The sequence below is a fragment of the Lysinibacillus phoenicis genome (genome assembly GCF_047238325.1).
GTDB classification, from domain to species: Bacteria; Bacillota; Bacilli; order Bacillales_A; family Planococcaceae; genus Lysinibacillus; species Lysinibacillus irui.
The window spans coordinates 1,628,554-1,644,581 of the sequence record NZ_JBDFMP010000002.1; the positions used below are offsets into that span (position 1 = coordinate 1,628,554).

The following is a 16,028-nucleotide window of genomic DNA, read 5'->3' on the forward strand; positions in this document are numbered from 1 at the left end:
AACGTAGATACTTCATTTGAATTTGTTGTTTCTTCTTTGTTTGTTAATAAATTCTTATAATTTACTTGCGCTTTGTTCGCTACTGTTGTACCAGCACTTACTAGAGCTTTTACTTTAAATTGAACCGTAATGCCATCTGGCAGTGTGTTCGTATTTGGCAAGTCGCCCAGCTTAACAATGACTTTGTTGCCATCAAATTGACCTTTGTCACCGTCATCGGCATCAGTTAAATCGCCTTTGCCAGGACCACTGATAATTTTTAATGAATTTGGTAGATATTCTGTACCTGCCGGGATAGCATCTTCAAATACCGCATTAGATGCGATATCTCCACCGTTATTTTTAACAGTCACTTCATACGTTAACTCATCACCAGCAGATACTTCGCCTTCTGGAGAGACGGTTTTTTCTGCGGTGACACATGATTCTGTTCCTAGAAAGATATTATCTAAGAAATTGCCAGCATCAGGTTGCCCTAGAACAGATTCAACTGCTTCAAAACCAAAGCGTGTGACAGTTTGGCCAGCAGGAACTGTGTAAGTTCCTCGATACTCCTTCCACCCATCAGAAGTGTGAGTGCTTATTGTTTCAACAACCGGTAGAGCACTAGGAGCAGTTGTAATGGAACCGATTCTTACAGCCATTTTATCGTATCCATGCGTCTGATATTCATATGCAGCTCTATGTGATAAACGCCAATAAATGGTTTGCCCTGGTGTTGTTTTTACATCCTGATATAATTGACCAAATTCATAAGCGTTTAATTCTACGTATTGCTCTCCATGTGGAACATCGGTCATATAGTGATATTTGCTATTTACATCAGGGTATATACCCAGTTTTGGAGATCCCATTTCTATAGATCTTGAACTATCAGTAGTTTTCCATCCTGGAACAAAATCATCATAAATAGTCTTCCAAACTTTACCGTCTTGATAGACAGAATTAACAGGAAGATTCAGCAAATCTGGCTCCTCAAAACTACCATTAATTAATGCTACTGGTGCTGCACAAGCGTCGGGCGGTGTCGTGCTTTCGACAACCTTGCTTGTTACTTCGTTTGATGAAGTTGATTCATCTGTATTTTTTAATAGATTTTTAAATTTAACTTGCGCTTTGTTCGCTACCATCTTTCCTTCATAGCTTGCCAACGCTTTTACTTTAAATTGAACAGTAACGCCATCTGGCAATGTGCTCGTATTTTGCAAATCACCTAACTTGACGATTACCTTATTGTCATCAAACTGACCTTTGTCGCTGTCATCTTCATCTGTCAGGTCGCCTTTGCCAGGACCATTGGTAATTTTTAATGAGCCTGGTACATATTCGGTACCTTCCGGAATAGCATCTTCAAACACTGCATTCGCTGCAATATCTCCGCCATTATTCTTCACGTTTACTTCATACGTTAACTCATCACCAGGGTAAACGTCGCCTTTTGGTGAGACAGTTTTTTCTGCGGTAACACAAGGTTCTGTTCCCAGGAAAATGTCGTCTAATAAATTACCCCAACGTTGATCTCCACCAGCTGCCTCGATAGAGTTGAAAGCAAACCTTGTGGTTGTTTGACCTGCTGGTACCGTGTAGGACCCTGAATAATATACCCACTCGTCTTTATCAGTCGTAATTTCTTTAACAGTCGGAAGACTTTTTGGATCAATATTGGCTGAACCTATTTGTACAGCCATTGTATCTACACCTAGCCCTCCCTTATGGGCTAATCGCCAATAAATTGTTTGACCTGGTGTTGTTTTAACATCTTGATATAGTGCCGATACTTGTTCAGCATTCAACTCAGCATATTGATTCCCATTTGGAGGGTTAATTTCCATACCTCCATAAAGGTATTCTGATTTCATAATTTGAATAAATTTATCGGATGCTGATGTTTTCCATCCTGGAACTTCACTTTCCAAGAAATACTGCCATGCATGTTCAGATCCTGGTGAACCTGTATCTCCCGGCATTCTTGCAGTCGGTTCTTCAAAACTACCATTAATCAATGCTACTGGTGCTGGACAGGATTCTGTTGGCGGATCAGTTGGTGGTTGGTTCGAAGCTGGGATTGTTGCCGTATCTTCTTTACAACCAATAGTGGCTTTAAGCGTATTATCCATAGAATAATCAGCATTTTTTAAAACTGCATGTATTTTTCCTTCTGTATCCGAAACTAAATCTGCCAGTGCTTCTCCGTTTGGCCCTGTTAATACTCCACTTGTTGAAGTGAAAGTATCAAGAGATGCTCCTGAAACTGGATTGCCTAATGGATCTAATAAGGTTGCCGTCACATTATATTCCCCAGAATTACCGTTTGGCTCTGTCGCTAATTGCACACTACTAGGTGCTTGCTTGTAATTATTTTGAGGATTAAGTGTCGTAATAGGAGCCAAATCATTCACAAAATACCAGCTATTGATATCATGGTTCTCATAATTGGGATATCCTGTTGACGCGGTAAACCCAGCATGAATCGGTTGTCCGCCAAATATAGCACCAAGGTCTACGTTGTTCACACTTAGTACTATATTAGAACTAGCCCTATCCGGTGAAGTACCTAAACGAACCTGAACAATCTGGCTTAAACCGTCATAGTCGATCCAAGAATAATACTGAGTACCGTTAGATAAAACAAAATTGGTACCATTATCTGTATTATACTGATTCAAATCTGTAAATCGACCTGTCTGATTTACCACTGATCCATTTTCTGCAAGTCCAATGTAATTTGAAGATGGATCTTTATAAACATCGTTTAAGAATGTATCATATTTAACGGCAAAGCTTGGGTTTATACCATAATATCCCAAACCGCCTCCATCTGCCTTTTCGCTAGTTGATTTAGTTGAAATCGTAAAGGTCAATCCATCACTTGCACCTGCAGGATTTGCATTATTCATACTAAAAGAAAATGCTGTACTAAATGAATAATTGTTTTTAGGACACATTGCATCTTTGTTAAAGACGGCTCCACTTTGTAGAGGAGTTGCAGATGTCAAGCGAATAATATCGGAACCACCCGGTACCGCTGCAGTTCCATTTAAAGTAAATAATTGATTCACTGTATCCATTGGAAAATTATCGAACTTATACGTAAGCCAAGGATTAGAGCCAGTAGCATTTGCCATAATATCTTGGTCTGTATAAGTAATGGCTGCATCTTGCGAAGAAGACATTTCTGAAGAAGTATGATTGTCTTCTGTAGGCTGTTCTTTAATAGGTTGTTCTTCTTCTGGTGTTTCTTCAATTATTTCCTCTGGAACTGCATTTTCATCTGGTGCTGTATTCTCATTAGATGTTATATTTTCATCTGATGTTGCCTCAGTAGTTGATGGCGTTTCAGAGGGTACAGGTGTAATGTTCAATGGCTGTGAATAAAAAATTTGACCATTTTGCTCCATTGTTGCCTGAATATTTACATTATCAGTAAGACTACTAGAAAGGGATAAGGAAACTCTTTTCTTATCTCCTACAAGAGTAAATTTGGTCCAATCCACAAATACTGTTTGAGTGTTTTCATCATAAGTTAGTCCTTCTTGCAAAGGATTATCCAATTTCAGGGATAACCCTTCTGGCAGTTGCAACTTTGATTTAGTATCTGTATCTTGTCCTTCTTGTAAGACTAAGTCCAAAGAGATTACTTGGTTTTCTACTTTAAACTCTTGAATTCTCTCATTTTGGCCTTTCTCAGTAAAATACAAATTATCTGTATAATTATTTATTAACTCCTCTGCACTAGCTAGAGAAATAATTGAAGAAGACAGACTTTGAAATAGTAATACGAAAATTAGGAATATGCTAAGTTTCCTAGAACAATATATGCTACGTCTCATTATTCTCCTCCTATGTAGTTGTAATATTTACAATCAAACTAAGTAACTCCCCCTTCTAAATAGAAATTTTTTATTAAAAACAATATCCCCCCTCACTCGGGACAGAAGAAGCTGGTATTGGCGAGCAAGGGTTCCTGACTACTATGAAGAACCTGGTGAATTCCCGTGGAGATGAACTCCGCAACGAGTTAGCTTCTGTCGGATTAAGTGAATCGGAAGCTGCTCAATTCGAAAAGGAACTGGATACAGGTAAATTGGTCATTGTTGCCAATAAGTAAAAACAAACTCGGGAAGTAAATTCCCGAGTTTGTTTTTCATTTTACAAGTCCTCCTCGTATTCCGTCGACTCTGTATTCCAGATAGCCTTTCAACCAAGTCAGTATAAAACATCCTTCTTTATTGTCAATGAAATTTTCATCTTCTTCATTAAAGAATCTTCTTCGATAATATGGCTCGATTATGGAATAAGAAAAAACCCTGCATATAAACACAGGATTTTTATTCAAAATTTGTTATAGATTAATGATTCTTATCTTAAAATGGTGATCTATTATTTTTTAAAACTAAACTTCCTTTTCCTTATTTAGAAGAGTAAGTGACCAATCAATGCTGCAATTGGTAGAGTGATCAGTGTACGCAGGATAAATAAAACAACTAAATCGAAGAATTTCAATGGAATTTTTGTACCCAGAATAAGGCCACCCACTTCTGACATATAAATCAGCTGTGAAACAGATACCACTGCAATAACAAATCTAGTAACATCCGATTCGATTCCTGCTCCTAAAATTGAAGGTAGGAACATATCGGCAAAGCCTACAACCATCGTTTGAGCCGCTTCTGCTGCTTCAGGTAAACCGAGTACTGTTAAAATTGGCTCAAATGGCTTCCCTAAAATCACAAAGATGCTTGTAAATTCGGCAAGCATTAAGGCAATTGTTCCGAAAGCCATTACAATCGGAGCAACTCCAATCCATAAATCAATGACATTTCTAGATCCATCTTTTAAAAATTGACGTGGATCTCGGTTTGCATGGGCAACAGCTAGAGCGTTTTCTAGACCATGTGAGACAGAATTATAGCCTTCTGGCAATTTTTCACGCGAATAGTCTACTGGCGTACCATCTATATATGTATCTTCCTTCTTAGCAAGTGGATAAATTCTTGGCATAATAATGGCTAACACAATCCCACAAAGCACAACTGTTAAATAATAAGGAATAAAATAGCGTGCCAGGTGCACAGTATCCAATACAACGATACAGAATGTGATAGATACAACCGAGAAACTTGTCGCAATAATAGCTGCTTCTTTCTTCGTGTAGTTCCCCATCTCATATTGCTTACTAGTCATTAACACACCAATCGTACCATCACCAACCCATGATGTAAGAGCATCGATTGAAGAACGACCAGGACTCTTAAATAGGGGTCGCATGATTCTTACCATCATTGTGCCGAAAAATTCAAGTAAACCGAAATTTGTTAAAAAAGGTAAGAGGAATCCAGCAAATAAAAAAATGGTAAATAGGAACGTCACAAGTCCACCATTCGGATCCATTAGTAGTCCACCAGTATTTTCATTGTTGATCGCAGACGGTCCAAAATTAAAGACAACCATGGAAGCAAAAATTAATCCGATAAATCGTGTTATCGTCCAAAACCAATTTACATAAAACAATGTATCTAAAATACTAGGCTCTTTCGCATTTTTTCGAGGAATAAATTTAGCAATAAGTGCTCCAAGTGCTGAAATCGCAAACATTAAGATCGTAAAGTAACTAATAACTGGAGCCACAATCCCCGCAAGAATATTTGCTAATATTGCTATTGGTACTTTCCACCCCTCTTCAGTTAATACCGGTGTCATGAATAAGAAAATACCGATTAAAGAAGGAATAATAAAATAGAAATATGTAGAACTAGAATATTTTTTCATTTTTTTATAAAACCCCATTTCTCTTTTTACGCAAGAAAGCTTGATCATTATGTATTTTTAGCTAGTCATATAGAAAATTGCTACTATAACATTCATACCAAACAAAATTACCTGTAACTATTTTAATACATACCAACAATACATATAGTGTTAATAATTAACTATATTACTTTCCTCCCCTTTGATTGTTGCCACGTTCTACGAGCTAGGATATGCCGTTTTCATTCAATACCTCTTTCCTCCCTCTGTTATAGAACTATTATAAAAACTTTGAAGTTTTGAGTTTTAGCCAGAAAAAGACTTACTTCATTCATGTTTTTATAACATAATTGTGTTATAAAACTATTGTAAACGCTACAATATGTTTGGTTCAACCTTACAATTTTCTGAATATTTATACATGTAATTATTGTTTTGTTATACTTATATAATAATATATTCTAAAATAAACTTCATTCTAGATTAATGAAAAAAAGAATGGGGCTGAAGATAAAATAAGTGAATAGACAACTATACAATGATAAGTTGTCTATTCACTCACTTTGGGATTATTATGGTCTTTTTATTTTAGGACAGGAGATGCAAAAGTCTTTTGTTTCATCAGAGGTTTGATAGTAGAAGCAGCACGTTTTTCTCAGTCGAACTGGATGCTCGGATTCCTCAATTGTCACTTTAGGTCCACAATAGTGGGTTAAAGGATTTTTTCTTTCACCAAAAAGGATACCTGGCGCTTGCTTTACTATGTAATGATAATCTTCTTGGATTCGTGCTAGCTCTTGCTCGCTGGCATCTTCTTTTAATTTTGTTTCATATAACCAATTGACATAAATTGCGGTGTTTTCCCACAAGATTGTTTTTGGAATCTTCGTTATAATTATTAAAGATTGCCATACTTTCGCAAGATTGTCAGCAAAAATTCCTCTAAGAACCTCATCACGCCATTGATTACGGTCTAGTATAGGCTCTGAGACCGTGCTATCGATTAATCGAATTTTGGGAAGCCACGGCTTTGCATTATTTTCTGCTTCTATCCAGATATTGTCGATATGAACAGGTATACCTTTATCAAATCTCGACATCGCATAAAACGCTGAAGCCATAGTTAAAACACTGTAGCGCTTAGCAAATAGCGATGCTGTAACGAGAATAGATGGAGATTGGAAGAAAGGTGCAATTTTTTGTAAATATTTTAAAGCTTGTTTAGTATTCAATAATTCTTGAGCGCATAAAGAGTAGTTTGAATCTATAATGGGTTCCTTCGTCAATCGATAATCTCTTACAAGTATGGCTATTTCTTCAGCTGACAGTTTTACACTCAACTGATCCCTACCTCCTCTAAAATCTCCTCATTCACTGATCGTCCTTTACCATGAGGGACACATAATGGCGTACTAAATAACGGATCTTTTATTATGGTACAGTCCATACGAAAGACAGCCTGTACCATCTCGGCTGTTACCACTTCCTCAGGTTTACCTTGCGCATAAATTTGTTTATCACGCACAGCAACAATATGATGGGCATAGCGACATGCTAAATTTAAATCATGTAACACCATGACAACAGTACGGCCTTCATTTTCATTTAAATCAAATAGTAAATCTAAAATTTCTACTTGATGAGCCATATCTAAATAAGTTGTGGGCTCATCTAGTAAAATAAGATCTGTATTTTGAGCCAATGTCATGGCAATCCACACACGTTGCCTTTGACCGCCAGATAATGCATCCACTGGTCGATCAGCAAATTTAGTCATCTGTGTAACCGTAAGTGCATTCTCCACAATTTTTTCATCCTCAGTAGACCATTGCTTTAACCAGCTTTGATGGGGATAGCGACCTTGCTTAATCAATTGTTGGACGGTTAATCCTTCAGGCGCAACAGGACCCTGTGGTAAAATAGCTAAACGTTTTGCCACTTCTTTGGTAGAAATGGCATGTAGTTGATCATCTTCTAATAATATGTCACCTGACTTCGCTTTTTGAAGTCGTGCAAACGTTCGAAGTAGCGTGGATTTTCCACAACCGTTGGCACCTACTAGTACCGTTATTTTCCCTTTAGGTATTTGAAGATTCAAATCCTCCAAAATAAGATTATCTCCATAACTAACATTTAAATCTTGTGCTTCTAAGACATTTCTCATATTCCTGTCACCTTCTTCTCCGCTTTCCTATTCTTCTATATTAATTTATTGATTGCGCGTTCTAAATAGTAAATATATAAAGAAAGGTGCGCCAATTGCAGCTGTAAATACACCTGTTGGTAAGTCCTTTGGTAAAAAGGCTGTTCGTGCCACAATATCGGCTACGATAACAATAATGCCACCAATAATAGCTGTCACCGGAATTAATCCAGCAAAGGATCGCCCCACAAGCATTCTACTAATATGAGGAGCTACTAATCCTACAAAGGCAATTCCACCAGCAAAAGCGACTGCTGAACCGGCTAGCATCACACTAATAAGTAAAAAAAGTAAACGATACCTTTGAACTTTGACCCCTAGCCCTATTGCCATTTCGTCTCCCAGTTCCTTTACATTCACCGTTCTTGCCAACATAAATGTTAATGGCAATAAAATGGCCACCCACGGTAAGAGTAAATACACATCCTGCATATTCGCCCCATATAAACTACCTGTTAGCCATAAATAGGCCTTCGTTGTCGCTGCCACCTCACTCATAACAAGTAACATGGTCACAACTGCCTTTGCTAAAGCAGAAATACCAATCCCAATGAGGACCATGCGAATAGGTGTTACACCTTTTCTCCACGAGAGAAGATAGATGATAAAGGAGATTATAGCAGCACCTAATATAGCAGCTAACGGTAAAAATTGAATGCTGATTGACCCCATACAATACACGATAAAGATAATTGCACCCATGGATGCTCCACTCGTTATTCCGATAATATCTGGAGCCGCAAGTGGATTGCGGATAATTCCTTGTAATAGTAACCCGGCAACACCTAGCGCAGCACCAACTAACAATGCCATCAACACACGCGGGAGCCTTAATGTATGTAAGACAAAATCATAATCCCTATTAGCATAGCCGAATAGTTCTTTCACCACTGTGAATGGATGGATAAACTCACTACCCGCAGATAGAGCAAGGACTGATATGATGCCTACTAATAAACTTAGCAGAAGTAACACCCAACAAGTTCTTTTGGCAATTTGAAAAGATATGCGATTAGATTTCGTTCGTACCGACATATAATTAGACATTTTTAGCTAGCCCCTTTCGTGCAATATAAATAAAGAAAGGAGCTCCGATTAAGGCAGTCATTACACCAATTGGGAGTTCTAACGGCATCATAACATATCTAGCTGCCATATCAGCTAACAGCAGCAATATCGCTCCTAATATTGCACTATACGGAATAATCCAACGATAATCTGTGCCAACAAGATTGATGGCAATATGAGGGACAATCAATCCAATAAAACCGATTGAACCTGCTACAGCAACTGAACTACCTGCAAGTATGATAATGATGATGCCTAGAGTAATTTTCGTGATCATTGTTCGTTGACCTAAACCTTTTGCAATATCATCACCAGATTGTAAAATATTGATAGAACGCCCCATTAATATCGTCACGATTGTTACTATTAAAATAAAAGGTAATACAGGTACAAGCATTTCAATGCTACGTCCTGACACAGACCCCGCTAACCAAAAAAGGACGCTTTGTAAACCCTGTTCATCAATTACTAAAAGCCCTTGCGTAAACGAGACAAATAGAGCTGTAATCGCTGCACCAGCTAATACTATTTTAATTGGTGTTAAACCATCTCTACCTAATGAACCTAAGAAAAACACCATTGTTCCCGCAATGCCCGCCCCTAAAAAGGCAATCCAGATATAGCTCATTAAAGATTGAATGGAAAAAAGAGTAATGGCACTGACAATAAAAAATATGGCTCCTGCATTGATTCCTAAAATATCAGGAGCTGCTAAAGGATTTCTTGTTAATGCTCGCATTAATGCCCCTGCTATAGCAAGGCTTGCGCCAACTACTGTAGCGATTACAGCTCTTGTAAATCTAGATGTTCGAATGATAACATGCTCCTTATCAGCAGCATCAAAATGAAACATGGCATCGTAGATTGACGAGAAAGGAATGGAAGTTTGACCAATGGCTATGCTAATGATAAATGCCAGCAAAAGAATCACACAACTGATGAATAAGCCTGTTTGTTTCATCGAAGTACTAGAAAGAATAATTCTCATTTTTATGCCAACTTTCTGATCCACATTTTATCTTATGAATAGGGTTGTAGTTTTCGAAATCTCTAACACTACAGGAGAGGGCTGTTGTTCAAGCATTCTCCAACACCTAAACAGCCCTTATCTCCTTCACTATTTTTCTAATTCAAATTTGTCATAAATATCATCTAACATTAAATTAGCACTAATAATCCCACCAGCTAGATTCCAATTTATTTCATCTACTTGATAAACCTGATTTGCCTTTACAGCATCAAGCTCTTTCCATAGTGGATGATTTGTCCACTCTTCATAAACTTTTTTGACTGCTTCATCATTTTCCATAAACATATAAATAACATCAGCATTCATTTGTGTAATGCTTTCTTTGTCTGTTAGTTTCACGATTTCCAATGAATCATCTGTTAAATTTTTAGGGCCTTGAAAGCCAAGCTCTGCTAAAATAGAGCCCGCATACCCAGTTACATATATTCGTGCATGGTCTGCTCTGAAGTTAACAACAGATACATGGAATGGCCATTTATCGCCCAGCTTTTCTTGAATCTTTGTTTGGAAATCAGCCACTCGAGTATCCCAATCCCCTAATACCTCTTTAACTTTTTCTTCTTGATTCATTGCTTGCCCCATCATTTCAGCTGTCCCTTTGAAATCGAAAACCGTTTCATGAGCAACTGTTGGTGCAATCTGAGATAACTGATCATAAATTTCCTCATGACGGACTTTAGAAGCAATGATTAAATCTGGTTTAAGCTTTGCAATTTCTTCAAGATTTGGCTGAGTTTCTTGTCCAACAATTGCAACACCATCAAGATCATTTTTTAAGTAATTATAAATAGGTGCTTCAGCCCAAGATTCTACTACCCCAACTGGCTTAATGCCCAACGCTACTGCCACATCTGTAGCCCCTTGGTAAAGGGTAACGATTTTTGTAGGTGTTCCTTTAATTGTGGTAGTGCCCATTGCATGTTTAATCTCTCGACTAGAGGATTCCGTGTTACTTACTTCTGCTTTGTCATTTTCTTGTGAACTGCTGGAGTTCAATGTTGACTCCCCACATCCAACTAATAAGAGCGCAAAGCTAAATAGCAGTGTAAAAAATATAAAAAAGTCTTTCCTTTGTAGCGATAATTTTGGCATACATACCCTCCTAAGATTTAATTAATAACGATAATCATTATCAATTAAAGAGTATACTGTACGACTGTTTTAATGACAATATCTATTTTTTCAAAAAACGTACTCTTTTCATCAAAATTTATTTTAAATAAAAAATTCAGGACATTGATGTATTAGTTTTGACAGTAAAGAAAAAGGTTAAATCCTTCATCTTGATACTTTTATTTCACTCCTAGATGTAGGCAAGTTGATTTTATAATTTCTACCAAATTAGCTACTTGTTAGATTTACCTATGCATTAATAGGCAAATAAATAGACCCTATCGACATATATCTCATATCTTAATAATGAACTACAACTTATCAAAACAGGAGGTTATAACATGTTTCAACGAAGACGCCATCCGGCGAAAGGTCCACACTGCTGTCCGCCACAAACAATGCCAACGCAATTTGATCCACCACAATTTTTACCACCAGAGCAATATGTACGCACAAATTATATCCATACAGTTGTTCCACACGTACAACCAGCACATGTAACAACAGTGAACAAACATATGATAGATCATCAATACTATTTCCCATGCACAGAATCTGTCGTTAATGAATGCTGTGAAACACATACAATGTGCGGTATGCCGCCTAACCCTTGCCATATGCCACACCATCATAAACATATGGGGTATTAATAAAAAACTGTCTAACCGTACACAGAAATTTAGACGAAAAAAACCGAGTGACCTCATAAGCCACTCGGTTTATCTTTTATGATTAATACATTTTTAAATATTGATCGCGTTCCCATTGATGGACTGTTGTACGGTACATATCGAACTCGATTTCTTTTGCTTCTTTAAAGTTTGCATAAATATGCTCGCCTAATGCTGCTTGTGCTACTTTATCTTTTGCAAGTAATGTTAAAGCATCATCTAATGCTGCAGGTAGGTTTTCAATACCATTTGCTTGACGCTCTTCTTCTGTCATTACATAGATGTTGCGATTAATAGCTGCAGGTGGTGTTAAGCTTTGACGAATACCTTCAAGACCTGCTTCTAAAATAACAGCCATCGCTAAATATGGGTTTGCTGAAGGGTCCACTGAACGTACCTCTACACGAGTTGAAAGCCCACGAGCTGATGGGATACGAATGAGTGGTGAACGGTTTTGTGCAGACCATGCTACATAACATGGTGCTTCATAACCAGGTACTAGACGTTTATAAGAGTTAACTGTTGGGTTTGTCACAGCTGTGAAGCCTTGTACGTGTGCTAGAACACCCGCCATAAATTGCATAGCTGTTTCAGAAAGTCCTAATTCAGTCGATTCATCATAGAATGCATTTTCTTTGCCTTTAAATAGTGATACGTTAAAGTGCATACCAGAGCCCGCTTCACCAAATAATGGTTTTGGCATAAACGTAGCATGTAAGCCATGTTTACGAGCGATTGTTTTCACTACTAATTTGAATGTTTGGATGTTATCACATGCAGTAACAGCATCAGCATATTTAAAGTCAATTTCGTGTTGTCCTGGAGCTACCTCATGGTGAGAGGCTTCAATTTCAAAACCCATTTCCTCTAGCTCTAATACAATATCACGACGGCAGTTTTCACCAAGATCTGTTGGAGCTAAATCGAAGTAACCACCATGGTCATTTACTTCTAACGTTGGCTCGCCTTTTGCATCTAATTTGAATAAGAAGAACTCTGGCTCAGGCCCTAAATTGAAGCTTGAAAAGCCCATGTCTTCCATTTTTTTAAGAATACGTTTTAGGTTATTTCGTGGGTCACCAGCAAATGGTTCGCCTTTCGCAGTGTAAACATCACAAATAAAACGTGCTACTTTCCCTTTTTCAGAAGTCCAAGGGAATACTACGAAAGTATCGAGGTCAGGATATAAATACATATCAGATTCTTCGATTCGAACGAAACCTTCAATAGATGAGCCATCAAACATCATTTTATTTTCTAGTGCTTTGTCTAATTGACTTACAGGAATCTCAACATTTTTAATTGTGCCAAGAATATCTGTAAATTGTAAACGAATAAAGCTTACGTTTTTTTCTTCGATGAGACGTTTAATGTCCTCTTTTGTGTATTTACCCACAGTTTTCCACACTCCTATAATTTGTCTAGCTTTTATGTTTACCCTACCCTATTAATTAATAGAATCGAGATAAATCCCCACGTCGGATGGATGATTTTTGCATGCGCTGTGCTTGTCGCATTTCTTCTCGCATGATTTGGCGTAATTCTGAATCACTTAAATCTTGCTCATCAATTGTAGCAACAGGATTTTGCTTTTTAGCAAATATTTTTTTAATCTTTGCCATATTCATACCCTGTTCTAAGTAGTCTTTAACCTCAAGCAATGTGTCGACGTCATTTAGTGAGAACATTCGACGGTTGCCTTCTGTTCGGTGCGGCTCAATTAAATGGTGTTCTTCATAATAACGAATTTGTCGTGCCGAAAGTTCAGTTAATTGCATCACAATACTCATCGATAATAACGGCATAGTTCGTCTAATTTCACGACTCATTTAAGTCCTCCTCCAATACCCGCTTATCATATAACGAAATTTTTTCACTGTCAACCAAGCATGTAAGGTTTCCTGACATGACAATGTTATTTTTTTAAAAGTGCTAGAAAATTGTAAAAAACTGTTCAAATTTTTAATTTCCACATGATTATTTTTGAATAGCTTGAACAGCACTGCAAATAGCAAACTTCACATGTTCATATGTCAGTCCACCCTGTATAAAAGCTGTAAACGGCGGACGTATTGGACCATCTGCTGTCAATTCAATACTAGAGCCTTGGATGAATGTTCCCGCAGCCATGATGACATCATCTTCATAGCCGGGCATATAGGCTGGTTCTGGTGCATAATGGGCATTTATTGGGGAATTGGCTTGTATTTCACGACAAAAGGCAATCATTTGCTGTGCCGTTTGGAATGAAACAGATTGAATTAAATCCGTGCGATTCGCCTTATAGCTTGGAGACGTATTCATCCCGATTTCCTTTAGCATGGCTGCCGTAAAGATTGCCCCTTTTAATGCTTGTGATACGACATGGGGTGCTAGGAAGAATCCTTGATAAAAATCTCCTAGTGTATTTAATGTAGCCCCCGCCTCTGCCCCAATACCCGGAGATGTCATGCGATAGGCACATTTCTCCACCAAATCGGCACGGCCTGCAATATAGCCACCAATTTTAGCTAAACCACCACCAGGATTTTTTATCAGTGAGCCGGCCATTAAATCAGCCCCAACCTCTGTAGGCTCCTGTGCTTCTACGAACTCGCCATAGCAATTATCTACAAAAATGACCGCTTGTGGGGCCAATTGACGAATCTTTGCGCACATTTCCGCAATTTCTGCAATCGTAAAGGAAGGTCGTGTCGCGTAACCTTTAGATCGTTGAATTGCAATCATTTTAGTTTGCGGAGTAATAGCCGCTTCCACACCTGTCCAATCAATTTCTTGGTTATTCAGTAAATCGACATGGCGATAGCCGATTTGATAATCTTTCAAGGAGCCTGTATCTTTGTCACCACCATCGACAATAGATTGCAATGTATCATATGGCTGACCAGAAATATAAAGCAGCTCATCACCAGGTCGAAGTACACCGAATAGACTAAGCGTGATCGCATGTGTTCCGGAAATGATTTGTGGTCGTACAATGGCAGCCTCTGCACCGAATACTTCCGCATAAACACGCTCTAGATTATCGCGTCCCTCATCATCATAGCCATAGCCGTTTGATGGATGTAAATGATAATCACTTACTTGATGCTTTCTGAAAGCTGCTAGCACCTTCTGTTGATTATAAAATGCCATTTCTTCGACCTTTGCATGATAAGGTCGAACTCGCTCCTCTATTTGTGCTGCTAATGATAGCGTTTGTACTGATAAGTTAGATGTAAACGTCATTCTTTTCTTCTCCATTTCACCGTTGTCCCGCATTTCAATCAGTAAGATTTTTATGATCTAAATTGAACTAACTCTCTCTAGAATTTGCTAATCAACTACTGGTATATCAACGCTCATGACAGATCTTTTTCTTTATTTCATTATCATCTTAACAATTTGTATGTGTACCTGCAAAACTTGCCTATTGTTTCTAAGCGCATTTTACGCTAAGCTAATGTGCGGACTTGTTTCAAGAAGCGTGTTTAATGACTGAATTTGGCTCATAAATCCATAGATTTTGTTACAAGAAAAGTCTTTTAACATAAAAAGAAGTTTATTTATTAATAGAAGGGGTGAAAGGAATGGCTTGGGAGGTTTTTAGTATTATCGGAACAATTGCCTTTGCTATTTCTGGGGCAATTATTGCCATGGAAGAAGAATACGATTTATTCGGCGTCTATATACTCGGAATTGTAACTGCTTTTGGCGGAGGGGCTATTCGAAATTTACTTATTGGACTACCTGTCACGACCTTATGGGGGCAGGATATGATGTTTCAAATTGCGTTAGCAGCGATTACTATATTTTTTATTTTCCCTCATCATTTGATTCAGCATTGGCATCGTTGGGGTAACTTCACAGATGCGATTGGCTTATCAGCATTTGCAATTCAAGGTGCGTTGTATGCCGTGAAACTAGATATGCCTATTAGTGCTGTGATAGTAGCTGCTGTCTTAACTGGTTCGGGTGGCGGCATTGTGCGTGATTTATTGGCTAGACGTAAACCATTAGTTCTACGAGATGAGGTGTATGGTGTTTGGGCTGCACTTGCAGGGCTAATTATTGGATTTGAAGTGTTTACAGGAGACATCTTCCTTTATATTTTATTCGCCATCATCACAGTGTTACGCATTCTTTCCTATATGATGAAATGGCGTTTGCCTTTACGTAAGCTAAATCGAGCATAATGAGTGGGGAATAAGCCCAA

Annotated in this window: 12 protein-coding genes and 1 pseudogene; 3 read left to right on the forward strand and 10 right to left on the reverse strand. The window is 38.0% G+C overall.

The features are described from left to right. Window positions 1–20: 20 nt before the first annotated feature. Window positions 21–3,830 (reverse strand): annotated as a pseudogene (locus ABC382_RS09860) (lectin-like domain-containing protein); the annotation flags it as partial. Between the two features lie 116 nt (window positions 3,831–3,946). Here ABC382_RS09860 and ABC382_RS09865 point away from each other — a divergent pair. Continuing rightward, complete coding sequence (locus ABC382_RS09865; RefSeq protein ID WP_322611454.1) at window positions 3,947–4,108, forward strand: general stress protein; 162 nt, start codon at window positions 3,947–3,949, stop codon at window positions 4,106–4,108. Between the two features lie 305 nt (window positions 4,109–4,413). On the opposite strand, the gene ABC382_RS09870 is transcribed toward ABC382_RS09865, so the two are convergent. From ABC382_RS09870 to ABC382_RS09895, 6 genes are all read right to left on the reverse strand, one after another. After that, the gene (locus ABC382_RS09870; RefSeq protein WP_412926777.1) at window positions 4,414–5,769 is read right to left on the reverse strand and encodes a YjiH family protein; all 1,356 of its coding nucleotides are present in this window, start codon (window positions 5,767–5,769) and stop codon (window positions 4,414–4,416) included. A gap of 551 nt (window positions 5,770–6,320) precedes the next feature. Beyond that, window positions 6,321–7,088, reverse strand: coding sequence for an IucA/IucC family C-terminal-domain containing protein (locus ABC382_RS09875; protein ID WP_412926778.1), 768 nt, complete (start codon window positions 7,086–7,088; stop codon window positions 6,321–6,323). Beyond that, the gene (locus tag ABC382_RS09880) at window positions 7,085–7,912 is read right to left on the reverse strand and encodes an ABC transporter ATP-binding protein (RefSeq protein ID WP_412926779.1); all 828 of its coding nucleotides are present in this window, start codon (window positions 7,910–7,912) and stop codon (window positions 7,085–7,087) included. Before ABC382_RS09880 ends, ABC382_RS09875 begins: the two co-directional genes overlap by 4 nt. Before the next feature lie 45 nt (window positions 7,913–7,957). Beyond that, entirely contained in the window at window positions 7,958–8,998 is a 1,041-nt protein-coding gene (locus tag ABC382_RS09885) for a FecCD family ABC transporter permease (RefSeq protein ID WP_412926780.1), read from the reverse strand. Then, entirely contained in the window at window positions 8,991–10,007 is a 1,017-nt protein-coding gene (locus ABC382_RS09890; RefSeq protein ID WP_412926781.1) for a FecCD family ABC transporter permease, read from the reverse strand. Before ABC382_RS09890 ends, ABC382_RS09885 begins: the two co-directional genes overlap by 8 nt. Window positions 10,008–10,136: 129 nt before the next feature. Beyond that, window positions 10,137–11,141: an ABC transporter substrate-binding protein gene (locus tag ABC382_RS09895; RefSeq protein WP_412926782.1), complete on the reverse strand. Its 1,005-nt coding sequence runs from the start codon at window positions 11,139–11,141 to the stop codon at window positions 10,137–10,139. A gap of 362 nt (window positions 11,142–11,503) precedes the next feature. Between ABC382_RS09895 and ABC382_RS09900 the strand changes: the two genes are divergently transcribed. Continuing rightward, the gene (locus tag ABC382_RS09900) at window positions 11,504–11,812 is read left to right on the forward strand and encodes a CotD family spore coat protein (protein WP_274796089.1); all 309 of its coding nucleotides are present in this window, start codon (window positions 11,504–11,506) and stop codon (window positions 11,810–11,812) included. A gap of 82 nt (window positions 11,813–11,894) precedes the next feature. On the opposite strand, the gene glnA is transcribed toward ABC382_RS09900, so the two are convergent. From glnA to ABC382_RS09915, 3 genes are all read right to left on the reverse strand, one after another. After that, entirely contained in the window at window positions 11,895–13,229 is a 1,335-nt protein-coding gene (gene glnA, locus ABC382_RS09905; protein ID WP_274796088.1) for a type I glutamate--ammonia ligase, read from the reverse strand. A 55-nt stretch (window positions 13,230–13,284) separates the two neighbouring features. Further along, window positions 13,285–13,662 carry a MerR family transcriptional regulator gene (locus tag ABC382_RS09910; protein WP_274796087.1) on the reverse strand — a complete coding sequence of 126 codons (378 nt, stop codon included), beginning with the start codon at window positions 13,660–13,662 and terminating at the stop codon, window positions 13,285–13,287. A 148-nt stretch (window positions 13,663–13,810) separates the two neighbouring features. After that, on the reverse strand, window positions 13,811–15,061 hold the full coding sequence (locus ABC382_RS09915; protein ID WP_412926783.1) for a methionine gamma-lyase family protein: 1,251 nt from the start codon (window positions 15,059–15,061) through the stop codon (window positions 13,811–13,813). Between the two features lie 341 nt (window positions 15,062–15,402). Between ABC382_RS09915 and ABC382_RS09920 the strand changes: the two genes are divergently transcribed. Continuing rightward, entirely contained in the window at window positions 15,403–16,008 is a 606-nt protein-coding gene (locus tag ABC382_RS09920; RefSeq protein WP_274796084.1) for a trimeric intracellular cation channel family protein, read from the forward strand. The last annotated feature ends 20 nt before the right edge of the window (window positions 16,009–16,028 follow it).

Coding starts and splice junctions, on each gene's coding strand:
- ABC382_RS09870 (WP_412926777.1), bottom strand. CDS start 5,769: ATGAAAAAATATTCTAGTTCTACATATTTCTATTTTATTATTCCTTCT.
- ABC382_RS09880 (WP_412926779.1), bottom strand. CDS start 7,912: ATGAGAAATGTCTTAGAAGCACAAGATTTAAATGTTAGTTATGGAGAT.
- ABC382_RS09885 (WP_412926780.1), bottom strand. CDS start 8,998: ATGTCTAATTATATGTCGGTACGAACGAAATCTAATCGCATATCTTTT.
- ABC382_RS09890 (WP_412926781.1), bottom strand. CDS start 10,007: ATGAGAATTATTCTTTCTAGTACTTCGATGAAACAAACAGGCTTATTC.
- ABC382_RS09895 (WP_412926782.1), bottom strand. CDS start 11,141: ATGCCAAAATTATCGCTACAAAGGAAAGACTTTTTTATATTTTTTACA.
- ABC382_RS09900 (WP_274796089.1), top strand. CDS start 11,504: ATGTTTCAACGAAGACGCCATCCGGCGAAAGGTCCACACTGCTGTCCG.
- ABC382_RS09910 (WP_274796087.1), bottom strand. CDS start 13,662: ATGAGTCGTGAAATTAGACGAACTATGCCGTTATTATCGATGAGTATT.
- ABC382_RS09915 (WP_412926783.1), bottom strand. CDS start 15,061: ATGACGTTTACATCTAACTTATCAGTACAAACGCTATCATTAGCAGCA.
- ABC382_RS09920 (WP_274796084.1), top strand. CDS start 15,403: ATGGCTTGGGAGGTTTTTAGTATTATCGGAACAATTGCCTTTGCTATT.